This is a genomic window from Fulvimarina manganoxydans, from assembly GCF_900176465.1.
GTDB classification, from domain to species: Bacteria; Pseudomonadota; Alphaproteobacteria; order Rhizobiales; family Rhizobiaceae; genus Fulvimarina; species Fulvimarina manganoxydans.
On sequence record NZ_FWXR01000012.1, the window covers coordinates 61130 to 86589 of the forward strand.

22 protein-coding genes are annotated in these 25460 nt (G+C 62.9%); 21 read left to right on the forward strand and 1 reads right to left on the reverse strand.

The genetic code is table 11. The features are described 5' to 3' along the window. The first annotated feature begins 37 nt into the window (after positions 1–37). The 8 genes from B9A15_RS13595 to hydA all read left to right on the forward strand — a co-directional run bounded on the left by B9A15_RS13595 (position 38) and on the right by hydA (position 11192). On the forward strand, positions 38–709 hold the full coding sequence (locus B9A15_RS13595) for an HWE histidine kinase domain-containing protein (protein WP_084410652.1): 672 nt from the start codon (positions 38–40) through the stop codon (positions 707–709). A gap of 331 nt (positions 710–1040) precedes the next feature. Then, positions 1041–4703: a PAS domain S-box protein gene (locus B9A15_RS13600; protein WP_170923295.1), complete on the forward strand. Its 3663-nt coding sequence runs from the start codon at positions 1041–1043 to the stop codon at positions 4701–4703. A 412-nt stretch (positions 4704–5115) separates the two neighbouring features. Beyond that, positions 5116–5847, forward strand: coding sequence for a GntR family transcriptional regulator (locus B9A15_RS13605; protein WP_084410655.1), 732 nt, complete (start codon positions 5116–5118; stop codon positions 5845–5847). A gap of 324 nt (positions 5848–6171) precedes the next feature. Continuing rightward, positions 6172–6966 carry a basic amino acid ABC transporter substrate-binding protein gene (locus B9A15_RS13610; RefSeq protein ID WP_084410657.1) on the forward strand — a complete coding sequence of 265 codons (795 nt, stop codon included), beginning with the start codon at positions 6172–6174 and terminating at the stop codon, positions 6964–6966. A 94-nt stretch (positions 6967–7060) separates the two neighbouring features. Continuing rightward, positions 7061–7735: an amino acid ABC transporter permease gene (locus B9A15_RS13615; protein ID WP_084410659.1), complete on the forward strand. Its 675-nt coding sequence runs from the start codon at positions 7061–7063 to the stop codon at positions 7733–7735. Continuing rightward, on the forward strand, positions 7735–8487 hold the full coding sequence (locus B9A15_RS13620) for an amino acid ABC transporter ATP-binding protein (protein ID WP_084410661.1): 753 nt from the start codon (positions 7735–7737) through the stop codon (positions 8485–8487). The genes B9A15_RS13615 and B9A15_RS13620 overlap by 1 nt, the downstream gene beginning before the upstream one ends. 58 nt (positions 8488–8545) lie before the next feature. Then, positions 8546–9763, forward strand: a complete 1218-nt coding sequence (locus B9A15_RS13625) for a cysteine desulfurase-like protein (protein WP_084410663.1) — start codon at positions 8546–8548, stop codon at positions 9761–9763. Between the two features lie 22 nt (positions 9764–9785). Continuing rightward, a complete protein-coding gene (hydA, locus tag B9A15_RS13630; RefSeq protein ID WP_084410665.1) occupies positions 9786–11192 on the forward strand; it encodes a dihydropyrimidinase in 1407 nt (468 codons plus the stop codon). A 146-nt stretch (positions 11193–11338) separates the two neighbouring features. Here the strand turns inward: hydA and B9A15_RS13635 are convergent, their stop codons facing one another. Further along, positions 11339–12406 (reverse strand): nuclear transport factor 2 family protein, encoded by a 1068-nt coding sequence (locus B9A15_RS13635; RefSeq protein WP_244556952.1) that lies wholly within the window; start codon positions 12404–12406, stop codon positions 11339–11341. Between the two features lie 244 nt (positions 12407–12650). On the opposite strand from B9A15_RS13635, the gene B9A15_RS13640 reads away from it, so the two are divergent. The 13 genes from B9A15_RS13640 to B9A15_RS13705 all read left to right on the forward strand — a co-directional run bounded on the left by B9A15_RS13640 (position 12651) and on the right by B9A15_RS13705 (position 25278). Further along, complete coding sequence (locus B9A15_RS13640; RefSeq protein WP_084410667.1) at positions 12651–13886, forward strand: ABC transporter substrate-binding protein; 1236 nt, start codon at positions 12651–12653, stop codon at positions 13884–13886. 189 nt (positions 13887–14075) lie between these two features. Then, a complete protein-coding gene (locus B9A15_RS13650; RefSeq protein ID WP_084410671.1) occupies positions 14076–15104 on the forward strand; it encodes a carbohydrate ABC transporter permease in 1029 nt (342 codons plus the stop codon). 4 nt (positions 15105–15108) lie between these two features. After that, positions 15109–15990: a carbohydrate ABC transporter permease gene (locus B9A15_RS13655; protein ID WP_084410673.1), complete on the forward strand. Its 882-nt coding sequence runs from the start codon at positions 15109–15111 to the stop codon at positions 15988–15990. A gap of 6 nt (positions 15991–15996) precedes the next feature. After that, entirely contained in the window at positions 15997–17049 is a 1053-nt protein-coding gene (locus B9A15_RS13660; RefSeq protein ID WP_084410675.1) for an ABC transporter ATP-binding protein, read from the forward strand. A gap of 25 nt (positions 17050–17074) precedes the next feature. After that, positions 17075–17623, forward strand: coding sequence for an ester cyclase (locus tag B9A15_RS13665; protein WP_084410677.1), 549 nt, complete (start codon positions 17075–17077; stop codon positions 17621–17623). A 22-nt stretch (positions 17624–17645) separates the two neighbouring features. Then, positions 17646–18974, forward strand: a complete 1329-nt coding sequence (gene hisD, locus B9A15_RS13670; protein WP_084410679.1) for a histidinol dehydrogenase — start codon at positions 17646–17648, stop codon at positions 18972–18974. 4 nt (positions 18975–18978) lie between these two features. Further along, positions 18979–20034, forward strand: a complete 1056-nt coding sequence (locus tag B9A15_RS13675) for a nuclear transport factor 2 family protein (protein ID WP_210190520.1) — start codon at positions 18979–18981, stop codon at positions 20032–20034. Next, a complete protein-coding gene (locus tag B9A15_RS13680) occupies positions 20031–20798 on the forward strand; it encodes an SDR family NAD(P)-dependent oxidoreductase (protein ID WP_084410681.1) in 768 nt (255 codons plus the stop codon). The genes B9A15_RS13675 and B9A15_RS13680 overlap by 4 nt, the downstream gene beginning before the upstream one ends. Beyond that, complete coding sequence (locus B9A15_RS13685) at positions 20798–21820, forward strand: LacI family DNA-binding transcriptional regulator (protein ID WP_084410683.1); 1023 nt, start codon at positions 20798–20800, stop codon at positions 21818–21820. The genes B9A15_RS13680 and B9A15_RS13685 overlap by 1 nt, the downstream gene beginning before the upstream one ends. Continuing rightward, positions 21817–22785, forward strand: coding sequence for a nuclear transport factor 2 family protein (locus B9A15_RS13690; protein WP_084410685.1), 969 nt, complete (start codon positions 21817–21819; stop codon positions 22783–22785). The genes B9A15_RS13685 and B9A15_RS13690 overlap by 4 nt, the downstream gene beginning before the upstream one ends. Before the next feature lie 54 nt (positions 22786–22839). After that, positions 22840–23826, forward strand: a complete 987-nt coding sequence (locus tag B9A15_RS13695) for a cupin domain-containing protein (protein WP_425292961.1) — start codon at positions 22840–22842, stop codon at positions 23824–23826. 46 nt (positions 23827–23872) lie between these two features. Then, on the forward strand, positions 23873–24583 hold the full coding sequence (locus B9A15_RS13700; RefSeq protein WP_084410687.1) for an alpha/beta fold hydrolase: 711 nt from the start codon (positions 23873–23875) through the stop codon (positions 24581–24583). Beyond that, positions 24580–25278, forward strand: a complete 699-nt coding sequence (locus B9A15_RS13705) for an RraA family protein (protein WP_084410689.1) — start codon at positions 24580–24582, stop codon at positions 25276–25278. Before B9A15_RS13700 ends, B9A15_RS13705 begins: the two co-directional genes overlap by 4 nt. The last annotated feature ends 182 nt before the right edge of the window (positions 25279–25460 follow it).

The window sequence follows — 25460 nt, forward strand, 5'->3', positions numbered from 1 at the left end:
GGCAGCTCCGGTTTGACGACGCGAGTGACAAGACCCCATGAGCGATCCTACGGCACGTTTAGATAAGCTCGAGGCCGACAATCGAAGGCTGCGGCGTCTTCTCGATCAGAGCAACGCTCCTGGCGAGCTCCGGCATCGGCTTCGCAACACCGTGGCAATGCTGCGGATGATCATTCGACGGTCCGCGGACACCGAGCGCGATATCGAGAGCTATGCCGGGCATATAGAGGATCGTCTCGACGCGCTTGCCCGCGCGCAGGCTCAAGCCGACGAAACCGGTTGTGTCGACTTGCATAAGATGATTGCCGACGAACTAACTTTCTATAAGGCCGACGAAAGCGAGCGGATCGTTCTGACAGGACCAAAACTTGCTTTGAGTGCCAAGGCCGGACAGGTTTTTGGCTTGGCGATTCATGAACTTGCCGTCAACGCCGTAGAGCATGGCGAATTGGGCAGTTCGAGAGGACGGCTCGATGTGGAGTGGCACGTCGTGGACGCGGATCCGCAGGCGATCCTGACCCTCGCATGGCAAGAGGAAGAACGACGCGACGTCGCACAGCCGACACACAATGGTTTCGGCATGGAAGTCCTGACGAAGATGCTGGTCTATGAGCTTGATGCTCAGACGAGCCTCGATTTCGCTGGAGATGCGTTCCGTTGCACGATCAGACTGCCGCTGACGCAGAAGGTGGGAACTGTCGTGCTCTGATCGCGGCCCAAAGCTATTTCAGAAGAAATGATCGGCTTTCATCGGTTTGCCGTTTTGGCGATCCATCCATCAGAACCATCTCGATTGCGCCCCTGTTTCTTTGAATTATTGGAAATCAGTACCAGGCTGTTTGTCAGCCAAGTCATGAGGCACGGCCGAGGCGAGAGTGGCCTCGGTGTCTTTCCGGCGCCACCGGTTTCGACTGATCCCGGCGAAGACGCGCTCGACGACCCAGCGGCGAAGATCACCGCGATACGCGAAACCAAGCCTTGGTGGCCCATCTTGAAAGCGCAGCGATGCCTCGTATCCTCTTCGGTATGAGGATTCACTCGTGAACACTTGGCCGCCCGGTGAAGGGGAAATGGCCCGCCGCATCCGCAGCATGAATTGGGCGACCACCCCGCTCGGGCCCATCGAGCATTGGCCGCAAAGCCTGCGGACCGCGCTTGACATGGTGCTCGCAATGTCGCGACCGGCCAGCCTGTTCTGGGATCCCGGTCACATCCAGCTCTACAACGACGCCTATGTCGCGATTGCCCAAGATCGGCACCCGACGCTCCTCGGCGCACCCGTTGCCGAGGGTTGGCCCGACGCCTACGAAGTCGCGATTCGGCCGGTGATAGAGGCATCCCGTAAGGGGCGATCGACGCGACTTACCGACTATGCTGTGACGTTGCAGACGGTGGACGGTGGTACGGAAGAGCGGGTATTTACCGTGGATTGGTCACCCGTCCGCGACGAGGCAGGAGCCGTGGCCGGCTCGCTAATGCTCGCGATGGAGGTTACGGAGCGCCGACGGGCCGAGCGGTCCCTGCGCGACAGCGAGGCGAGGCACCGGCTTTTGGTCGGAAGTTGGGCGCAGGCGGTGTGGGAAGCAGACCCCAACGGCGTTGTCATCGCGGACAGCCCAAGCTGGCGCCCCTATACCGGACAGGCCTTGGAGGGGTGGCTCGGCTACGGCTGGGTGAACGCAATTCACCCAGATGACCGCGCATATGCTGAGCAGCAATGGCGCGAGGCGGTTGCTGCAAGATCCTTGGTCAACGCTGAATTTCGCCTTCGCTCTCCCGATGGCGGCTGGCGGTGGACCAATGTTCGCGCCGCTCCCGTTCCCGATGCAGGCGGAATCATCGAGAAGTGGGTCGGCATGAATATCGACATCGACGCGCGCAAACGCGCGGAGATGGCGCTGCAGGAGGGCGAGGAGCGGCAGGCGTTCTTGCTCAAGTTGAGCGATGCCTTGCGGCTGATTGCGGACCCGATCGAGATTCAAAAGACTGCCACCCGGCTGCTTGGCGAGCAGATCCAGGCGAGCCGCGTTTTCTACGTCCTGGTCGAGGAGGACGAGGACACGGCGACGATCCTCGCGAACTACACGAGTGGCGTTTCGGCCAGGCTCGGTCGTTACTCGCTCTCGGCCTTCTCGTCCTTTGCGGCGGGCGAATGGCGATCCGGACGCACGGCGAGCACGGACGACGTCGACGCCGACCCGCGCTTTGGCGAGATCGAACGCGCGGCCTACGCTTCGGTGTCGACGCGGGCGGGCTTTGGTCTTCCACTGATCAAGGGAGGGCGATTGGTGGCGCTGCTGGGCGTCAACCAGTCGACGCCGCGACACTGGACCGACGACGAGAAGGAACTGGCGCGTGAGGTCGCTGAGCGCACCTGGGCGGCGGTGGAGCGGACCCGCGCCGAGACGGCCCTGCGGAGGAGCGAGGAGCGGCTGCGCGCCCTGTTCGAGTCCATCGACGAGGGCTTCTCCGAGATGCAGGTCATCCTCGACGAGGAAGGCCATGTCGTCGATTGGCTTCATCTGGCCCTGAACGGCAACTTCAGCCGGGTCACCGGAATCCCCGACATCACCGGGCGCCTCGCAAGCGAGGTTTTTCCGAACTTGGAGGGAGAGTGGTTCAGGCGGATGGACCTGGCCTATCGCACCGGCGAGCCGCAGCGTTTCGAAACCGAGCTGGCGGAGCTAGGCCGCTGGTTCGACAACTACATCACCCGATTGGGCGGCGAAGACGACAAACGTGTGTTTGGGGTCTTCGGCGACATCACCGAACGCAAGTTGGCGGAGCGGACGCTGCGCGAAAGCGAGGAGCAGCAGGCGTTCCTGCTGAAGCTGAGCGACGCCCTTCGAGGAGAAGTCGAGCCCCGGCAAATCGAGCGAACAGCGCTCGATCTTCTGGCTTCACACCTTTCCCTCGACCGCGCGTACATAACCACATCCGATTACGGTAAGGGCGAGACGGAGGTGCCAGTCGAGGTGCAGCGCATCGACCTTCCGTCGCTGGTGGGGGTCTTCCCGCATTCCGAATTTCCGGAGTCGGCGAGCTTGGTCAATGATGGAACGCTGGTCATAGAGGATGTCGCGAAGACGACCCAACTGTCTGGCCGCAATCGTCAATCCTTCAACGCCATCAAGATCGGATCGCTGATCGGAGTGGGTCTACGCAAGGGCGACAGCGACATTTTCTGGACGCTCGCTGCGGCGATGAGTGGTCCGCGTAAGTGGACTTCGGGCGAAGTTCACCTGATGGAGCAGGCGGCGGAGCGAGTCCTCGCCGCCATCGCTCGCGCCAGCGCCGAAGCGGCCCTGCGCCAAAGCGAGGAGCGCTTTCGCCAGTTCGCTCAGGCTTCGGCGTCCGGTCTCTGGATCAGAAACGCCGAGACCCTGGCCATGGAATATGTCAGCCCAGCCGTCGGGGCGATCTACGGCGTCGAGTCGGAGGCCTTCCTCGGCGATGTGCAGCGCTGGGCCGCGCTCATCGTGCCGGAAGACCGCGAGGCTGCATTGCAGCACATGGAACGGGCGCTCCACGGCGAGCCTGCCGTTCATGAGTTCCGCATTCGGCAGCCCAATGACCAGGCCTTCCGCTGGATCCGCAATACCGATTTCCCGCTCATGGGCCATGACGGGGCTGTCGAGCGCATCGGCGGCATCGCCGAGGACGTTACCGAGGCCAAGCTCGCCGTCGAACACCAAGGCGTTTTGCTGGCAGAGTTGCAGCACCGTGTGCGCAATATCATGGCGATGATCCGATCAATGGCGCTGCGAACCGCCGATGGCGCTGTCGACATCGAGGACTATCGATCGCTGTTGGAGGGGCGGCTCATGGCGCTTGCTCGAGTTCAGGTTCTCCTGACTCGGGAGGCGAATGCGGGCGGGTCGCTCCGCGACATTATCGCAAGCGAGGTTGGCGCTCAGGCACATGGGGGCGACCAGTTCGAGATCGAGGGCCCCGACATCCGTCTGTCGCCCAAGGCGGTGGAAGTCCTGACCCTAGCTTTCCACGAACTTGCGACGAACGCCCTGAAGTACGGTGCTTTGTCGACGCCGCAGGGTCGGCTTCGCGTGTCGTGGGCTCCCTTCGAAAAGAGGGACTGCACATGGCTGGCACTCGACTGGAGCGAAGAGAGTGCGCCTCAACAACCGAAGCCGACCCGACGTGGCTTCGGCAGCGATCTGATCGAAGGCCGTATCCCCTACGAGCTAGGCGGCAGCGGCAAGGTCGTCATTGAACCCCACGGCGCCCATTGCCGATTGGAATTCCCTTTGAACGATGGCGAGAGCATCCTGGAGACCGATGCGCCCGCGCCAGCTAGGCTCTTGGGAGGAACACTCGACATGACAGATGCACCTGATCTGACCGGTTGGCGAGTCTTGGTGGTTGAGGACGACTACTACATGGCCGGGGACACCGCCGCGGCGCTGCGTGGGGCCGGGGCTGAAGTGCTGGGCCCCTGCCCAGGCGAGGAGGCCACGTTCGAGCTGTTGAAGAGTTCAACTCCCACCCACGCGATCCTGGACCTGAATCTTGGCGGAGGTGGCGCCCGCTTCGAAATTGCCCATGCCCTGAGAGACCAAGGGGTGCCGTTCATTTTCCTCACTGGATACGATCCAGAGGTCATCCCCGCCGAGTTGGTCGACGTCGTGAGGCTGCAAAAGCCTGTCGCGTTTCGAAAGATCGTCGAGGCAATCAGCCGGCTTTAGCTTCCTGAAAGCTGATCGCATTCAAGCCCGCTATGGGTGGCGCCGGCCGGAGTTGGAAGTTTTCTTTTCCGGTCTTCCCAAAGCTGCCGATCTGCTTCAGGTCCATCTCGCGGAAAGCGGCCACGTGAAGCAAGATTGTTAGCGGACCAGTACAACGTCGAAACCGAGTTCGGTTTTCGCATTTTTCCAAGCTTGATCGGCTGTCACCGGAGGGAGGCCGATTGACAAGGCAGACAATCCACTTATCCCGCTCTTCAAAATCCGAAGCCATCTCTGCGCCCGCCAGCCCCGCGAACCGTGCCGCATATGCCTTTGCCAATCGGGTGCGCGCGGGCGTGCCGAGCTAGTTGTCTTCTTCCGCGAGCCCACTTACTGACCATGGCAGGTGGTCGATTCTCTGGTCGCTTAGGCGATGCAGACAAATGGAAGAGCGTGTCGGAGAGTGGCGGTCAAGGTGAAACAGGATTCCGTCGACCGCGTGTCGCAGATCTGTGCCGCACTTCGAAGGGCGATCATCGAACGAGCGCTCCTGCCGGGGGACAAACTGCCAGAGGATGCGCTCGGGGACAGTTTCGGCGTCAGCCGGACAATCGCTCGTCAGGCGCTCGGCCAGTTGGCGGCCGAAGGTCTCGTCAGCCTGCGGCGGAACCGCAAAGCCGTCGTCGCGACCCCAACGATCGAAGAGGCCCGTGACACCTTCGAGATCCGGATCGCCCTAGAAGCCTTGGTTGCCGATTGCCTCGCCGCTTCGATCACGCCGGAACAGATCACGGAGCTGAAACGTCACGTCGCCGACCAGGAAGTGGCCGACATCGCCAGCGAGGCCGAAGCCATTCGCCTCGCAACCGATTTCCATGTGCTCCTCGCCGGCATGACCGGCAGGCCCATCCTCGAACGCTATGTGACTGAAGTCGCCTATCGCAGCGGGCTTGCCTTGTCGGCCTATGGCAGGCCGCATTCCAACGATTGTGCGATCGAGGAGCATCGCAAGATCGTCGAAGCACTCGAGAAGGGGGATGCGGACGCCGCAGCCCGCGAGATGACGGGGCATCTTTCGGCAGTCGCCGATCGAGCTCAGGTCATGACCCGCGAGGCCCCGCCTCGCGATCTCGCAACGATCCTCGCACCTTTCGTCACCAGTTGACGCTTTCGGATTCTTTCGCCCGCACACGCGGAAGGCTTTGTTCAAAGCCGCGCGATCGGCCGCGCGGGCATCAAACCGTTCGTCCTGGAAAAGCCGGAGTCCGCTTCTTCGCTCCCCTGCCCGGCGGCCTTCATGAGGCTTCGGCCACTCGCCGCGAGCGCCGAGCGTGCTGGAAAATGCGTAAGAGGGGCTTTGCATCCTCGTAAAAACTGCATACAGTTACATCATCATACTGCATGCAATAATTTGAAGCAGCATGCAGAAAAACTGTGCAGAGCATAGCCGAGCAGCCTCCTTTTTCTCGCAAAACCAAAGGTTTGTCGCATGATCAGACAGTCGCTCTTCGCATCGTGGCTTGCCGCGGCCGCGTTCATCTCCGCTCCGGCCATGGCCGAGACGCTGACCGTGGGCGCCAATGTCGGCAATGTGCCCTGGGAGTTTCAGGACGAAAGCGGCCAGATTGTCGGCTTCGAGGTCGATCTCGTGACCGAGGTCGCCGAACGACTTGGCTATGACGGGGTCGATATCCAGAACATCCCGTTCAACGGTCTGTTCTCGGCCGTCCAATCCGGCCGCATCGACGTCGCCGTGTCCTCGATCACGATCACCGACGAGCGCCTGCAATCTGTATCCTTCGCTCAGCCCTATTACGACAGCGACCAGTCGCTGGCCGCCAAGACCGATTCCGGCGTCAGGAGCAGCGCAGATCTGAAGGGCAAGGTCGTGGGCGTCGATACGGGTTCGACGGGCGACATGTATGCGACCGAGCGCGAAAGCGATTGGGGTTTGTCGGAAATCCGTCGCTATGAGGGCCTCAACCCCGCCATGCTCGACCTGCAGGCAGGCCGGATCGACGGCTACGTCTCCGATATCCCGGCGGTCGCCTATTATCTGCGCGACAAGCCAAACATGACCGTTGTCGAGCGCCTTACGACGGGCGAGCAATATTCGATGATGTTCGCCAAGGATTCCGAGCTTGCGACGAAAGCGAACGCCGTCCTCGATACGTTGAAAGACGAGGGTTTCATCGCCGAGCTTCACGAAAAATGGTTCGGCTCGAAGCCGGAAGCCACGACCAGCACGGTCGAAAAGCGCGACATGCCCAAGGCCAAGTCCTGATCGTCATCTCGCATTGACACGCCAAGCCGTGCGGTCCGCCGACCGCACGGTCGATATTTCCGGCCTTTAAGAAGGCCAAGCCGAACGGCGATCGATGGATATCGTCTCCACCTTCTTCAACATCGATGTTCTCGTCCGCTCGATGCCGCTTCTTCTTGAGGGCCTGTGGCGGACGATCGCGCTCGGCTTCCTCTCGATCGTGCTCGGCCTGATCGGCGGACTCGTTCTAGCGCTCGGCCGGATGTATGCGCCAAAGCCGATCCGCCTTCTCGTGATCGCCTATGTCGATGTCTTTCGCGCGCTCCCCGTGCTTGTCTGGCTGGTAATCGTCTATTACGCGCTTCCCTTCGTCGGCATCAGCCTCTCGCCCTTCGCTTCGGCCGCGACGGCGCTGACGATGATTTCGAGCGCCTATACGGCCGAGATCTACCGGGCGGGGATCGACGCGATTCCGCGCGGCCAGTTTGAGGCCGGCCAGGCGATCGGGCTTTCCACCTTCGATCTGATGCGAGACGTCGTGCTGCCCCAGGCGATCCGCATCGTCATTCCGCCGCTCACCAACAATTCGATCAACGTCATGAAGGACACGGCACTGGCTTCGGTCGTTGCCATGCCCGACCTCCTCAAACAGGCGACCCAGGCCCAGGCCCTCGCCGCAAATCCGACGCCCCTGATCGGTGCGGCGATCCTCTATCTGATCCTGCTTCTGCCCCTCGTGCGACTGGTCGCGGTGTTCGAGAGACGGCTCGGCCGTTCGGGGCGCCGCTGATGAGCCAAACCGCCAAGTCCCAGCCGATCATCCAGATGAGAGGCGTTACAAAGCGCTTCGGCAATTTTGCGGCGTTGCGCCAGATCGATCTCGATATCGAGGCGGGTGAGGTCGTCGTCCTCCTCGGGCCTTCGGGATCGGGTAAGTCGACGCTGATCCGCTGCATAAACTTGCTCGAGACCTATGACGAAGGGGATGTCGTCGTCGACGGCATCCGGGTCGAAGAGGGGCGCGCCTTGCGCCAAGTCCGCGAGGAGGTCGGCATGGTGTTCCAAGCCTTCAACCTCTTCCCGAACCTGACGGTTCTCGACAATATCGCGCTCGGCCCAGTGCGCGTGCGTAAACTCTCCTGGGCTGCGGCGCGAGAGAAGGCGAGACGCCTTTTGGCCCGCGTCGGGATCGCAGAGCAGGCCGACAAATATCCCATCCAGCTCTCAGGCGGGCAGCAGCAGCGGGTCGGCATTGCCCGAGCGCTGGCCATGGAGCCGCGCGTTCTGCTCTTCGACGAGCCGACCTCGGCCCTCGATCCCGAAATGGTCGGCGAGGTTCTCGACGTCATCAAGGGCCTGGCGGGATCCGGCACGACGATGCTGCTCGTCACCCACGAAATGGGGTTCGCCCGCAAGGTCGCCGATCGCATCGTCTTCATGGAGGCAGGCGAGATCAAGGAGATCGCCTCGCCCGACACTTTCTTCACCCGGCCCGAAAGCGAACGCGCCCAGGCGTTTCTCGACGCCGTTCTCAATCACTGACCCGTCTCGGCCCATCGTCCTGTCCGGGCGGAGACGACCCCATAAAAAGGCATATCCGATGGCACTCGACATCGATTTCGTCCGCAGCCAGTTCCCGGCCCTGTCGAGCGAATGGGCGTTCATGGACAATGCCGGCGGCAGCCAGACGCTCGAACGGGTCGCGGCCCGCATATCCGATTATCTTCTCACCTCGAACGTGCAGACCGGGGCGAGCTACGAGCCGAGCCTCAGATCGACCGAGCGCGTGCGCGAGGCACGCCGGGCCTATGCGCGTTTCCTGAATGTCGATCCGTCCGAAATCGTCATGGGCGCGTCAACGACGGCCCTCTTGCGGTACCTCTCGGAGGCGATGACGGGCAAATTGGCGGCAGGGGACGAGATCATCGTCACCAATACCGATCACGAGGCCAATATCGGGCCCTGGCTGAAGCATGAAGCGCGGGGTGTCAGCGTCAAGATCTGGCACTGCGACCCGGAGAGTTTCGAACTCGATCTCGACGATCTGAAGGCCTTGATGAGCGAGCGGACGAAGCTCGTCTGCGTCACCCATGCCTCCAACATCCTCGGAACGATCAACCCGATCCGTCCCATCGCCGATCTCGTCCATGAGGCCGGCGTCGAACTCTGTGTCGATGCTGTCGCCTATGCCCCCCATCGCGCGCTCGACATGCAGGCGCTTGGTGCCGACTATTACGTCTTTTCCAGCTACAAGGTCTTCGGACCCCATTTCGCGGTGATGTATGGCAAGGGCGACAAGCTCGCCGAGCTCGACAACATCTACCACTTCTTCTTCTCCAAACAGTCCGTGCCGCACAAATTGGAACCCGGCAACATCAATTATGAGAGCGCCTATGGGGCGATCGGAGCCGTCGACTATGTGGAGGAACTGGGCCTGAAGGCAGGTGCCTCGGCGGGCCGTCCGGCGATCGAGGCCGGCTTTGCCGATATCGCCGAACAGGAACGCGCCCTCACCGAGCGGCTGATGGACTTTCTGAAGAACCGCAATTCGGTGCGCATCATCGGTCGCCGCTCCAGCGCTATCGAAGACAGGGTCTCCACCGTCAGCTTCATGGTCGAGGGGAAGGATTCGAAAGCGGTGGTCGAGGCCGTCGATCCGGCGAAAATCGGCATCCGCCACGGCCATTTCTATGCCTATCGGCTGATTGACGATCTTGGGCTGATGGATCGGAACGGCGTCGTGCGCGTCTCCATGGTCCACTACAACACATTGGCGGAAGTCGATCGGCTGATCGCCGCCCTCGAACCCACATTGTGATCCGGGACGGCGAGGAAGAGCGATGTTCGACATCCTGATCAAGGGCGGCACGATCGCGACGGCAGCCGACGTCTTTGCAGCCGATGTGGCGATCAAGGACGGAACCATCGTGCAGATCGGCCGCGATCTTGGCGAGGCGCGAGAGACGATCGACGCCACTGGGCGCTATGTTCTGCCCGGCGGCATCGACAGCCATGTCCACATCTCCCAGCCCTCAGGCGAAGGGATCGTCATGGCGGACGATTTCGAAAGCGGCACGCGCTCGGCCCTGTTCGGCGGCAACACGACCATCATGCCCTTCTGTCTTCAAAGGAAGGGCGAAGGCCTGCGCGCGGCGCTGATGGACTATCATGCGCTCGCCGAGGGCAACTGCTATACCGATATCAGCTTCCATCTCATCGTGTCGGACCCGAGCGCTCAGGTTCTCGGCCAGGAATTGCCGGCTCTCGTGGAAGATGGCTACACCTCGCTGAAGGTCTTCATGACCTATGAGGATCTGCGCCTTTCGGATGCGCAGATTCTCGGCGTTCTGGACACGGCCCGGCGGACCGGCGCTCTCGTCATGGTCCATTGCGAGAACGAGGACGCGATCCGCTATCTCGTCGGCCTGCATGAGGCGGAAGGACGGTTTGAGCCCAGATCCCACGCTTCGAGCCGCCCGATCGCCGCCGAACGCGAGGCGACCCACCGCGCGCTTTCACTCGCCGAAATCGTCGATACACCGCTCGTCATCGTCCATGTCTCGAACCGGGAGGCGATGGAGGAGATCGAGCGTGCCAGGGCGCGCGGGCGCAAGGTGATCGGCGAGACCTGTCCGCAATATCTGATGCTGACGGCGGACGATCTGGACGGAATGGATTGGGAAGGCGCGAAATTCGTCTGCTCGCCGCCGCCACGGGACAAGGAAAGCCAGGCCGCCTGCTGGGACGGGATCGAGCGAGGCGTCTTCGACCTCTATTCCTCCGATCACTGTCCCTTTCGTTACGAGGATGAGCACGGAAAGCTCAATCCGAGGGGCCGCGAGAATTTCCGTCATATCCCGAACGGCATCCCGGGCGTCGAGACGCGCCTGCCGATCCTGTTCTCGGAAGGCGTGATGAAGGGGCGGATCGACCTCTCCCATTTCGTCGCCCTGAGCGCGACAAATCATGCGAAGACCTATGGGCTTTATCCGCGGAAAGGGACTATCGCCATCGGCGCCGATGCCGATATCGCGATCTGGGACCCCGAGGAAACGCGAACGATCCGCCACGCCGATCTGCATGATGCGTCGGATTATTCGCCCTATGAAGGCCTGACGATCACCGGCTGGCCTGTGTCGGTTCTCCTGGCCGGCAAACTGGTGCTGGCCGAGGGCAAACTGATCGATGAAAGCCGCAACGGCCGCTACCGATCGCGAAGCCGATCGCCTCTTGCGCGAAAATCCTAAAGATCGCCGCGCAAGCCTTTCGCGCAAACGCTCTGAGTCCTGCGGTGTAGAGTTTTCCGAGACACGAGCTGGGGGTTCAGTGGCTCCTTCGAGGAGGAGCCGTGACGGATGAGAAGCCCCCGGGCATGCGAGACTGAGCGCGCGTGTTATGCGAACGGGCGATGATCAAAATGGCTTTGCATCCGCTCGAAGACGTCGACCCCCAATTGAAGCAGGACATGGGGGATGTCGAGGGGCACCCAGTTCTCGCGGATGAGGCCCTCGTGGTGGAGGTAGAAATCCATCACCCGCATCGTGACCTCGCGGCCTGTCGGGCCCAGGCCGAGGAAATTGTCGCCATTGTGGATGGCATAGACGCTCGGCCAGCCGCCGGTCACCGAATAGGGACCATCGCCGATGCGGATGTAATGGCCGGCCCCATGGGCCTTGCGCGCGGCCATCACCTCTTCGAAACTGCCCTGGGGCCGCTGGAGCGCTTTGCGGAACGGCAATTGGTGATAGTCGACAAAGCCTTGGAGGCCGCGCGTCGTGCCGATCCCGGCCGGTCCGTACCACATCATCTTCGGATGCCAGTAATGCTTCTGCGGCATGGTCATCAGGGACTCGCGGGTCAGGCAGGCGCGATCGTCATGCTCGGCAAGGCTGCCATGCATGGCGAGCGTCTGGGCGATGCTCGTGGCCGACTGCGCGGGGTCCGTTTCGGTCAGGACGATGCCGTCGGCCGTGATCGGCCCCGGCCATAGGCCTTCCGTGCCAAGGCTCGGAGCGAGCGGCCAGAAGCCCGCCTGCCGCATCACGTCGAGAATGTCCCACAGGCAGTTGCTTTGGACGATCCGGCCGCCTTCGATCTGATGGACTTCGCCATAGCGCAGATAGATCGGCCTGCCGGTCGCCGGGATCGTCAGCCAATCCCGACGGAACGTTCCGCAATAATGGCCGATCTGAGCCACGTAATCGCGCCCCTCGTATGAGCCCCCGACAAAGATCACGTCCCGGCGCTCGAGATCGGGAAATGAGCGAAGCAACGGCGCCCACACGGTTTCCTCGATGGCTTCAAGCCCCGCCATCTCGTTGAGCGGATGGGCGCCGCGCCAGACGGCGTCCGGGGCATAGAGCGCCGCAAGCTTTGCCGGAATATCGGCCGCTGGGCTTTCCACAAGGGCGGCAAGACGGCTCATGACGTTGCGCCGGGTTTCGATGGGGATTGTGGTCACCGTTCGATCTTTCTCGAAATCGTCCTGTCCAGCAGGCTTCGCAAAAAACGCATACGTATGCAAGTTTGCTATTGCATTCGTATGCAAAAGAGGTAGCGTAGGGGCATCAGAGGCCGCCAGACAGGTGTCGCGGCCCCCAACACTTCGATCCTCCCGGCCGCCTGGCGCAAAGGGCGGCCCGACTCTGGCGCAGCCGCGTCAACCCGGCCGCGCGTACCCCCCTTTCCTTTTCAAGGAGATCAGCATGACAATCGCATGGAAGACCGCGATCACTCTGGGTGCGCTTGGCCTTTCGACCGGCGTCGCGTCCGCCGCCTGTGGCATTGAAAGCGGGTCGGTGCGCGTCCTGTCGAACGACTTCCCGGCCCTTCACGACGTCGTCGAAAAGGCGAAGGAATGCGCGGGCGACGGTGTCACCGTGACGGCCAACCAGACGGCCGAGCATGAAAGCCTCGCCGTCCCGGCGCTGTCGGCGAACCCGGCCGAATACACCTCGCATTTCGTCGCCAATTCTTCGCTTCAGCCCCTCTTGAGCAACGACCTCATCCGGCCGCTCAACGACTATATCGAAACCTACGGCAAGAACATTTCCGAGCGCCAGAAGATCAAGATCGGCGACGATGTCATGGTGATCGCTTTCGACGCGAACGCCCAGCATCTCTTTTTTCGCGAGGACATTCTGAAAGAAGCGGGCATCGAGCCTCCGAAGACCTATGAGGATGTTCTGGCCGCCGCCAAGGCCATCAAGGACAAAAGCTTGATGGCCTATCCTTTGACAGGCACCTACAAGGCCGGCTGGAACCTCGCCGAAGAATTCGTCAACATGTATCTCGGCATGGGCGGCGAATTCTTCGAGCCGGGCTCGGCGAAGCCGGCGATCGACAATGAAAAGGGTGTCGCTGCGCTCGAGATGATGAAGTCTCTCAGCGCCTATATGAACCCCGATTATCTCACCTTCGATTCCAATTCCGTACAGGCGGAATTGGAATCCGGCAGCGCGGCGATCGCGAATTTCTGGGGCTCGCGCTATGGCGCGGTCGTCGACGACGAAGGCTCGACGCCCGAAATCGCCGGTTCCATCAAGGTCGCTGCGGCCCCCACCGTCGGCGGCGGAACGATCCCTGCCACGACGCTCTGGTGGGACGGCTACACGGTTGCCAAGAATATCAGCGAAGCGGATGCGAAGGCGACCTTCATCGCCCTCGATCATGGCGCATCCGCCGAAATGGCCAATGCGAACCCGGACGCAGCCGTCTGGCTGATTGACGGCTACGAGCCCGGCCCCGGCGCGATTGGCGTTCTGGACTCCATGAACCAAGGGGCGAAGCCCTATCCGATGGTGCCCTATATGGGGCTTCTCCACACGGCTCTCGGCGCCGAGATCGTCGACTTCATGAAGGGCGAGGAAGACGCCGCGAAGGCGCTCGCCGACACGGAAGCCGCCTATAGCGCGGCCGCCCGCGAAAAGGGCTTCCTCTAGGCGCGAAGCCTCCTCCGCCGTGAGCGGGACTTAGCCGCCACGGCCTCGGCGCGAGAGCCGTCGGATCGCTTCGCGCAGAGGTTCCCTTCAGGACACTCGAGCGCCGCATGGGCTTGGTTGCGGGTCCGGCTATCCTGCCGGCCACCCTCGTCAAAACTCGCCTCAAGCTCAAAGCTCCAGGAAGCCACGATGCCGCACCGCACTTTCTTCTGGTTCATCCTGCCGTCCGCGCTGGCTATGCTCGTCTTCATCGCCCTGCCGATCGTCTCGATCGTCGTCCAGTCGCTTTATGTCGAGCATGATCGCGTCCTCGTCGAGGTCGAGAATTGCGGACCCTTCGGTTGCTCGAAAGAGGTTCGCGTCGACGCGGCGGCCACCGCCGAGCTTCAGCGCGAAGAGCCGCTCGGGCGCTTCAACGGACTGGCCACCTATACCAACCGGAACCATCTCGCCTTTGACGAGATCGGGGCCGCCTGGGCCAATGCGCCGGACATAGCTGAATTTGCCGGCGAAATCCTGTCGCTGCCCTTCTATCGCGCGCTGAGCTTCACCCTCGCCTACACCGCCGTCGTGACGCCCTTCGTCATTGTTCTGGGCTTCCTGATCGCCCTTGCCGTCAACATGCTTCCGAGCCTTCTGAAGGGGCCGGTGATCTTCGTCTCGCTCCTGCCGATGATCATCACGCCGCTGATCGGCTCGCTGGTCCTCTTCTGGATGATCGATTCCAACGGCGTGATCGGCGCAACAATCCAGGCGCTCGCCAACGATCCGGCCCTCTCGCTCAAGGCTTCGGCGCCCCTCACCTGGATCACCCTTTTCGTCTACGGCATCTGGCATTCGACGCCCTTTGCCTTCGTCGTCTTCTATGCCGGCCTCCAGACCGTTCCGAAGGACACAATGGAATCGGCGATGATCGACGGCGCCAGCACCTTCGAGCGGGTGCGCTTCGTGACGCTGCCGCATCTCTCGCCGCTCCTGGTCTTTGTCGGTCTGATCCAGCTCATGGACAATTTCCGGGTTTTCGAGCCGATCGTCGGCTTCAACGCCGAGGCCAATGCCACCTCACTCTCCTGGATCATCTTCAACGATCTGCGCGGCGCCGGCACCCCCTTGTTCGGCTCGGCCGCCGCGACCTCGACGCTCACGCTCATCGGCGTGTCGATCCTGCTGACCCCGGTGCTGATCCGCACCTGGCGCGACTTCACCAGGAAGGGATAACGCCATGACCGCCCAAACCTCGCGCAAGGCGCCCATCCTCGCCATTCTCTCAACGGCCTTCATCGTTCTGTGGCTCTTACTGGCGGCGTTTCCCTTCCTCTGGACCCTCTGGGGGTCCTTCAAGGTGCAAGGGGACTTCTTCTCCCGCCAGGACTGGATGAACGCGCTGTCGGGCACGCGAACGATCGCCGAGACGGGAAGCGCCTTTACCGGCCAGGGCTATTACGGCGCCTGGGTACTCAACGATTTCTGGCGCTCGGCGATCAACACAGGCATCGTCACCTTTTTCGTCGTCGTGATCTCGCTGACCTTCGGCACGCTTGGCGGCTACGCGCTGTCGCGCTCGTCCTTCCGCTATGCGTTCTGGATCCTCATCGCGGCGCTGATCTTCCGCGCCATGCCCCATATCACTCTCGTCTCGGGCTATCTCCTTCCCTTCTTCCAGCTCAACATCTGGGGGTATCTGGCGACCTCGATCGTCGTTCTGGTCGCGATCAATCAGCCCTTCACGCTCTGGATGCTCCATTCCTTCTTCAAGAGCATCCCGAAGGATCTCGACGAAAGCGCCATGGTCGACGGCTGTTCGCGCTTCCAGGCCTTTCGCATGGTGATCATCCCGGTCATGTGGCCCGGCGTGATCACCACCGGCCTGTTCTCCTTCCTCCTCGCCTATAACGACTTCGCCGTCACCGCGACCCTCCTGACGCAGGAGAACCAGACCATGGTGCCGAAGATCGCCAGCTTCCTCGGCACGACCCAGGTCCAGGGCAATGTCATGTACGCCGTCTCGGCCGTCGTGTCGGCGACCGTTCCGCTCTTCATCCTCGTCCTCTTCTTCCAGCGCCAGATCGTCAGCGGGCTGACCGCCGGCGCCGTCAAGGGATAGTCCGCCATGGCCGAAATGCAGCTCAAGAACGTGTCGAAGCGCTGGGGCAATTTCATCGCCGTCGACGACTTCCACCTCTCCATCCCCGACGAGGAATTCCTCGTCCTGCTCGGACCGTCGGGTTGCGGCAAGTCGACGACGATGCGGATGATCGCCGGCCTCGAAGAGGTGTCCGGCGGCGAGATCTGGATCGGCGATCGGGTCGTCAACAAGCTCGAACCGAAAGATCGCGACATCGCGATGGTGTTTCAGAGCTACGGGCTCTACCCGACCATGAGCGTCTACGAAAACATCCGCTTTCCGCTGAAGGTCCGGCGCATCCCGAAGGACGAGCATCACGAGCGGGTCATGCGGGCCGCCGAGATGGTCGAGCTTACCGATTTCCTGGATCGCAGACCCGCCGAGCTGTCCGGCGGCCAGCGCCAGCGCGTGGCGCTCGCCCGCGCCATCGTGCGCAAGCCGACGGTCTTTCTGATGGACGAACCCTTGTCCAATCTCGACGCCAAGCTGCGCGTCTCGACCCGCGCGCAGATCAAGAACCTCCACCACGAACTGCGCACCACGACGATCTACGTCACCCATGACCAGATCGAGGCGATGACGCTCGCCGACCGCGTCGTGGTGATGAACAAGGGCGTCGTTCAGCAGGTCGGCACGCCCCTTCAGATCTATGACCGGCCCGCCAACACGTTCGTCGCGAGCTTTATCGGCTCGCCGGCGATGAATCTGATGAACGGAACGATCGAGAACGGCGTCTTCACCGGTAAGGGCGTTCGCATCGAGGGCTTGAGCAAGACGGTGACGGGGCCGGTGACCCTCGGCTTCCGCGCCGAGGACGCGACGCCCGTTACGAGCGGCGGCGAGATTTCGGCGCCGATCTTTTCGCTCGAACTTTTGGGCGAAGCCTCAATGGTGAGCGTCCATGCCGGCGGCGCGCTTGTCGCGGTCAAGGTGCCGAAGAGCTTCTCGGCCGAGATCGGCGACATATTCGGCGCTTCCGTTCCCGCCTCCATCTGCCATCTGTTCGACCGGGATACCGGCGAGCGGATCGGCGCCTGACCCCTCGATCGGAAAGCTGAACGCCATGAAGGGCATGCGTCCCGAACAAGCGGTTCTGACCCGTGACACCGACCTGTCGAAGACCGACGCGACACGGCGTGTCATCGAGGGGATGGTGGACGGTCTCAATGACCATCGGATCGCCGATATCGGCGAATTCTTCCATGCCGATTTCCGCTGGACGGGCAATCAGGGCTGCGGGTGCAAGACCGGTCTGCGCGAGTTTCAGGACAATTGGCAGCGCCCGTTCCAGGCCGCCTTTTCCGACAAGGTCTGCATCGACGAGGCCCGGCTCTTCATGGGCGAATGGGCCGCCGCCTTCGGCCGCCAGGAGGCCACCCACTCAGGCCCCTTCATGGGCGTCGCGCCGACCGGTAAGCGCGTCGAAATCCGCTACATGGATTTCTGGAAGGTCGAGGACGGCAAGATCGTCGACAATTGGGTGAATGTCGATTTCGCCCATGTGCTCGCCCAGCTCGGCGTTGACGTCTTTTCCGGCGAGGGCTGGGAGGCCTTCGATCGGGGCGAAAGGCAACCGCCGCGTCCCGATAGCCAACAATCAAACGAACAATAATGAAACATCGACGAGGGATGAAATGGCCATCACCTATCTGAAGCGGGGCAAGCCCGAGGCCGAGCGATCCGAGGATGACGCCAAGGTTCGCGGGGTCGTGGAGGCGACGCTGAAGGACATCGAAACACGGGGCGACCAGGCCGTTCGCGAACTCTCCGAAAAGTTCGACCGCTACGCGCCTCAAGATTTCCGCCTGTCCGAGAGCGAAATCGAAAGCCTGATCGGGAAGTTGTCGGCGCGCGAACTCGCCGATATCCGCTTTGCCCAGGAGCAGGTGAAGCGCTTTGCCGCCGCTCAGCGCGCCTCGATCACCGACATCGAGATCGAAACGCTCCCCGGTGTCGTCCTCGGCCATAAGACGATCCCGGTGCAGTCGGTCGGCTGTTACGTGCCGGGCGGCAAGTTCCCGATGGTCGCCTCCGCCCACATGTCCGTCGCGACGGCGAGCGTTGCCGGCGTGCCGCGCATCGTTGCCGCCACGCCGCCTTTCAGGGGCGAGCCCAATCCCGGCGTCATTGCCGCCATGCATCTTGGCGGCGCCCATGAAATCTACGTTCTCGGCGGCATCCAGGCGATCGGGGCCATGGCTCTCGGCACAGAGACGATCGACCCGGTCCATATGCTCGTCGGCCCCGGCAACGCTTTCGTGGCGGAGGCCAAGCGCCAGCTCTTCGGCCGCGTCGGCATCGATCTCTTTGCCGGACCGACGGAAACGATGGTGATCGCCGACGACACGGTGGATGCGGAAATGTGCGCCACCGATCTCCTCGGACAGGCCGAGCATGGCTACAATTCTCCGGCCGTCCTCGTCACCCGGTCACGCAGACTTGCCGAAGCCACGCTCGAAGAGATCGAGCGCATCCTCACCATCCTGCCCACCCGCGAGACGGCGGCCAAGAGCTGGGAGGATTACGGCGAGGTCATTCTCTGCGACAGCTATGAGGAGATGTTGGACGTCGCCAACGACATCGCCTCGGAACATGTGCAGGTCATGACCGATCGCGACGACTGGTTTCTGGAGAAGATGCACTCCTATGGCGCGCTGTTTCTCGGACCGCGCACCAATGTCGCCAATGGCGACAAGGTCATCGGGACCAACCATACCCTGCCGACGAAGAAGGCGGGCCGCTATACGGGCGGTCTCTGGGTCGGCAAATTCCTGAAGACGCATAGCTATCAGAAGGTCCTAACCGACGAGGCGGCCGCCGAGATCGGCGCCTATGGCTCGCGGCTCTGCATGCTGGAAGGCTTTGTCGGCCACGCCGAGCAATGCAATCTTCGCGTGCGTCGCTATGGCGGTGTGAACGTCCCCTATGGCGAAGGCGCGCCGGCTCGAGCGGCGGCGGAGTGATCGGGTGAGCCAAGATCGCCATACGGCCCACAAGGCGCTGATCGCCCCGCTTCGCGCGGCGATGGTCGACTTCTCGCAAGAGGGCGTTCGGGCAGCGCTCGCCCGCGCGCTCGCGCCTGAGGCTCTGGTGCGTCTATGCCATCCGCTCGGCGACCTCAGCGGTCCTGATGCCTTCTACGACACCGCCTATGCGCCGCTCTTCGCCGCCGTGCCCGATCTCGAACGGCGGGATTATATCGTGATGGCGGGGCCGAGCGAGGACGGTTCGGACTGGGTCGGCTGCGCCGGGAGCTATGCCGGGCGCTTCACCTCCGCCTGGATGGACATTCCACCGACGCGCCAGCACTTTCACATGCGGTTTCACGAATTCTTCCGCATCGCGGAGGGACAGGTCGTCGAAATCCAGGCGATCTGGGACATTCCGGAAGTGATGATGCAGGCCGGCGCCTGGCCGATGGCGCCGAGTCTCGGCCTCGAATGGCATGTGCCGGGCCCCGCGACCCAGGACGGCATCGTCCCCGGCCCCCATGACGAAGCGGCGGGGCAAGCGACCTGCGCCCATATCGTCGCCATGCTGGACCATATGATCCGCCACCCGGCGCTTGGCGGGCCGGAGGTGATGGAGATGCCGCGCTTCTGGCACGAGCGGATGAGCTGGTACGGCCCGGCCGGGATCGGCACGGCGCGCGGCATTCAGGGCTTTCGCCACAGGCACCAGATTCCGTTTCTGAACGCCATGCCCGATCGCGGCCAATATCCCGGTCAGGTCACCCATAACTTCTTTGGCGATCGCAACTACGCCGCCGTTACCGGCTGGCCGAACATGATGCAGACGATCAGCCAGGACGGCTGGCTGGGGATAGCGCCCGCAAACCAGCTCGTGACGCTGCGAAGTCTCGATTTCTGGCGGGTGGAGAAAGGGCAGATCCGCGAGAATTGGGTTCTGGTCGATCTGCTCCACCTCTTCGATCAGCTCGGCGTCGACGTCTTTGCGCGGATGCGCGAGGGCAACAAAGCCCGCTACGGCTTCGACCCTGAGACCGGAAAGGCCCTCTTATGAGTGAATTGCCTCGCACGCCCTCCTTCCGGCTCGAGGGTCGCCGCGCATTGGTGACCGGCGCTTCGTCCGGGATCGGCCTTGGTTGCGCCACCGCGCTTGCACAGGCCGGCGCCTCGGTCGTTCTCGCCGCTCGCCGGGTGGACAAGCTCGAAGCGGCCGTCGCGGCGCTTCGTGCCGAAGGCCATCAGGCCGAAGCCATGCGGCTCGACGTCGCCGATGTCGAGGCGGTTCGCGCAGAGCTCGCAAAGACCGGGCCGTTCGACTGTCTCGTCAACAGCGCCGGCCTTGCCCGCCACGGTCCGGCGAGCGAGACCACCGTCGAGGATTTCGACCGGGTCTCGTCCATAAATCTGAAGGGCGCCTATTTCCTGACCCAGACTGTCGCCAAGGGGCTGATCGCGGCCGGCCGTCCGGGATCGCTGATCAACATCTCCTCGCAGATGGGCCATGTGGGCGGCATCGATCGCGCGGTCTATTGCGCGACCAAGTTCGCCGTCGAGGGCTTCACCAAGGCACTCGCGATCGAATGGGGCCCGCATCGCATCCGCGTCAACACGATCGCGCCGACCTTTGTGAGAACGGAACTGACGCAAGCAAGCTTTGCCGATCCCGCCCGGCGCGCCTGGATCGAGGAAAATATTAAGCTCGGCCGGGCCGCCGAGATCGCCGACATCATGGGCGCGGCCGTTTATCTGGCGAGCGATGCCTCGGCCATGGTGACGGGCACTTCGCTTCTGGTCGATGGAGGTTGGACAGCCCACTGATGGCGCAGGACAAGGTTACATCCGTCGACGTTGCGAGACTTGCCGGCGTCAGCCAATCGGCCGTCTCGCGATATTTCACGCCCGGATCGTCAGTGTCGAAGAAGACCGCCGAGAAGGTGCGCGAAGCCGCCAAGACGCTCGGCTATCGGCCCAACATCCTCGCCCGCTCGCTGATCACCGGCCGCAGCCGCATGATCGGCCTCGTGGTCGCCTATCTGGAGAACTATTTCTATCCGGAAGCATTGGAAAAGCTCTCCACCGCGCTCCAGGCCGAGGGCTATCACGTCCTCGTCTTCATGGCCTCCCAGACCGCCGGCAATATCGACGACGTCCTCGCCGAGATCCTGGACTATCAGGTCGACGGCATCATCATGGCCTCGGCCGCGCTTTCCTCGGAACTCTCCACACGCTGCCAGGCCGCTGGCGTGCCAGTCGTCCTCTTCAACCGCCGACAGGACGATCCCTCGCTGACCGCCATCGGCTCCGATAATGTCGCGGGCGCACGTGCGCTCGCAGACTTTCTGATTGCGGCAGGCCATGAACGCATCGCCCATATCGCCGGCTGGGAAGGCGCGTCCACCCAGCGCGATCGCGAGGCCGGATTTCGCGAAGGGCTCGCGGCCGCAGGCCGTGAACTTTATGCCCGCGAACTCGGCAATTTCGAGCCGGAGACCGCCCGCGAGGCCGCCCGGCGCATGTTCGATCGGCCCGGGAGGCCGGACGCCGTCTTCGTCGCCAACGACCACATGGCCTTCTTCGTCATGGACGTTCTGCGCTTCGAATTGGGACTTTCGGTGCCGGATGACGTCTCCGTCGTCGGCTTCGACGACGTTCCGCCGGCCGCCTGGCCCGCCTATTCCCTCACCACGGTTCGCCAGCGCGCCAACCGCATGGTCGAGGAAACCGTCAGCGCCCTTCTCGAACTGATCGAGAATCCGGGGGCGGACGCCAAGCAGATCGCGCTCGAAGCGCCGCTGATCGTGCGCAAATCCGCGCGCAAGCCTGAAGGATGGGCATCATGAAGGGCTTTGACCCGAAATTCCGCGATTTTCCCGATTACATCATCTCGATCACCAAGGAGATCTGGGAAGATCGGGGCATCGCGACGCTGCACCACTATTACGCCCCCGACATCGTGGTTCGCTCACCGGCTTCCGTCGCCATGGGAAATCAGGACGTCATCGCCGCGACATTGGCCACGCTCGCCGAATTTCCCGATCGCACGCTTCTCGGCGAGGACGTGATCTGGTCCGGCACGCCGGAAGAGGGAATGCTCTCCTCCCACAGGCTGCTTTCGACCGCGACCCATCTCGGCGACGGGGTCTATGGCAAGGCTTCGGGGCGAAAGCTGACCTATCGGATCATCGCCGACTGCCATGCGATCGACAACCAGATCAACGATGAATGGCTGATCCGCGATCAGGGCGCGATCGTCCGGCAGATGGGCCTCGACCCAAAGGCCTATGCGCGCGATCTGATCGCCCGCGAGGGCGGACCGGAGGTCTGCAAGCGCCCGCTCAGCCCCGAGACCGATCGCCCGGGCCCCTATCTCGGCAAAGGCAATGAAAACGAATGGGGCCAGCGCTACGGCGAAACGCTCGATCGCATCATGAAGGCTGATCTCGGCGTGATCCCGTCCGAATACGACCGAGCCTGCCAATTGCAATATCCGGGCGGCGTGACGGCCCATGGGCGCGAGGCCGCAGACCGCTTCTGGATCGGCCTTCGGGCGAGCTTTCCGTCCGCGACCTTTACGATCGAACATCGCATCGGCCGAGACGACCCGCTGATGCCACCACGCGCCGCCATCCGCTGGAGCCTTTCGGGCAAGCATGATGGCTGGGGTGACTTCGGCCCGCCGACGGGCGCCGATGTCTATGTGCTCGGGGCGGCCCATGCCGAATTTGGCCCCTGGGGCCTGCGCCGCGAATACGTCCTCTATGACGAGACTGCGATCTGGAAGCAGATCCTGCTCAAAACCGGCTGACGCGAGCCCTTCCGCTCGGCGCCGACAGCAACGCTCGAACATAATCCTTGTGAGATGAAGATGACCTTGACCCTTAAAGAGATGGAGCGGCGGATCGTCCGCTATGGCGAATTGCAACCCTGCAAGACGGCCTTCATCGACGCGCATACGCCGGGATCGAACCAGAAGGAGAACTTCACGATCATCGGCGGCGGCGTGTCCGAGAGCCCCGACCAGCATGTCCATATCAAGGAGACGCCGGGCTTCAATATCGGCGCCGCCGGCCAGCCGCCCAGATGTCGCAATTCGCTGCACTCCCACCGCACGGCCGAGGTGTTCTTCGTTCTGAAGGGCCGCTGGCGCTTCTTCTGGGGCCGCTATGGCACGGCGGGCGAGGTGGTGCTCGAGGAAGGCGACATCTTCAACATCCCGACCGGCATCTTTCGCGGTTTCGAGAATATCGGCACCGACTATGGGATGATCATGGCGATCCTCGGCGGCGACGATGCCGGCGGCGGCGTCATCTGGGCGCCGCAGGTGATCGAGGATGCCAGAGATCATGGCCTCGTCCTCGGCGAAAACGGCAAGCTCTACGACACCAAGAAGGGCCAGACGCTGCCTGTAGGCGTCAGACCGATGCCCGTTCTGAACGAGACCGAGCTGAAGGCCTTCCCAGAGCCGACGGCCCAGGACGTCGTTCCCCATTATGTCGCGCGTTATTGGGATCTGATGGCGCTCGCCCAGAAGGCGCCGGCCAAGGTCATCGGCTCCGACGCCATTTTGAAGGACAAGCCCGGCTTCGATGTCGAGCTTCTGACGCGCGGATCGATCCCGGAATCCGCTTATACGACGGATCGCCACGAGGTGTTGATGCCGGTCCACGGGCATTGGCGCCTGTCATGGGATGGCAGCACCACGGTGCTCGCGCCGGGCGACACATGCGCCGTGCCCCCAGGGCTGTCCCATAGTCTCACCCCCTCCATGACCGGCGAGGCGAGCCTCTATCGCATCACCAACACCGACGATCCTGCCGGCGCGACCTGGACGGCAAGGGCCGCGTGATGGCGATGCGCCTGAGACGTCTTTCCGAGAGCAGCCGGGGTGGCGAATGACGCCGCTCATCCTTCTGCCCGGCATGATGTGCGACGCCCGTCTGTTCGCCCCGCAGATCGAGGCGTTCTCGGGCGAGCGTTGCGTCCATCTCGCCCCTCTCTCCGCTCACGACAAGGTCGAGGCGCTGGCCTCCGACGTCCTGGCCAACGCGCCGCCTCGCTTTGCCCTGGCCGGCCTTTCCATGGGCGGCATCGTCGCGATGGAGGTCCTGCGCCAGGCGCCCGAACGCGTCGAGCGGATCGCCTTGATCGCGACCAACCCGCGCGCCGAGGCCCAGGAGATCCAAGACCGGCGGGAGCCACAGATCGCGCGGGTACTGAAGGGCGAGCTCGAAGCCGTCATGAACGAGGCCATGCTGGCGAATTACCCCGCCGCCACCGATAAGGCGGGCTGGGGGGCCGACCATCCCCTTCGCCTCCTTTGCCTCGACATGGCTAAACGCGTCGGCGCTCAAGCCTTCGAGCGCCAGTCGCGCGCCTTGCAGACCCGGCCCGATCAGCAGGAGACCCTGAGCCACGCAAAGCTCCCCGCCCTCATCCTCTGCGGGGACGGCGACCGCCTCTGCCCGATCGAGCGGCATCAACTGATGCATTCACTCATCGCCGGCTCCGAGCTCGTCGTCCTGAAAGGCGCCGGTCATATCCTCACCCTCGAACGCCCCAACGAGACCAACGCGGCGCTCAGCCGCTGGCTGGAGCCATCATGATCGACACCGACCTTTTGACACGGCTTCGCCGCGTCGACACGCCCACCGTCTGCAATGCGATCGAAGTGGCCCAAGGCAAGCGCGGCTTTTCCGCCTTTACGCGGGGCACAATGCTCGCCTCCGATCCGAACGCCAAGGCGATCGTCGGCTTTGCCCGAACCGCCAAGATCGCCGCTCTCGAGCCCTCGAACGAAGAGCCCGCCGTCATTCGCAAACGGCGCATGGACTATTACCGCCACATGGCCGAGGCGCCGAGCCCGAGCCTCGCCGTCGTCGAGGACGTCGACTGGCCCCATTGCATCGGCGCCTATTGGGGCGAGATCAACACCACCATCCACAAGGGCTTCGGGCTGAAGGGCACTCTCACCAATGGCGTGATGCGCGATCTCGGCGATCTGCCCGACGACTACCCCGTCATTGCCGGCTCGATCGGTCCGAGCCACGGCTTCGTCCACGTCCGCGAGATCGCAACGCCGGTGACCGTGTTCGGCCTGACCATTGAGGACGGCGATCTCGTCCATGCCGACCGCCATGGCGCCCTCGTCATCCCGCCAGACACCCTCCCCCATCTCGCCGCCGCGATCGACAAGCTGTTGGCCACGGAAAAGATCGTACTGGATCCAGCCCGTCGGCCCAATTTTGATTTCGCTACATTCGAAAAAGCCTGGGCGGTCTTCGAGGCCGCACGGACTTGATCATGAGGACTTGAAGACGAAGTTGCCCCCACGTTTCATCCAGCGGGGAGTTCGTTTCCGTGGTGAACTCGCCCCCGGCATCGGCGTCAGAATATTTCCCATCTGGTTCACTGTGGACGGCGAGGAAGCGGCGGACGACGATGATGCCGCGGGTGCGGAGGCCCGCAAAGGCTAGACCTGGC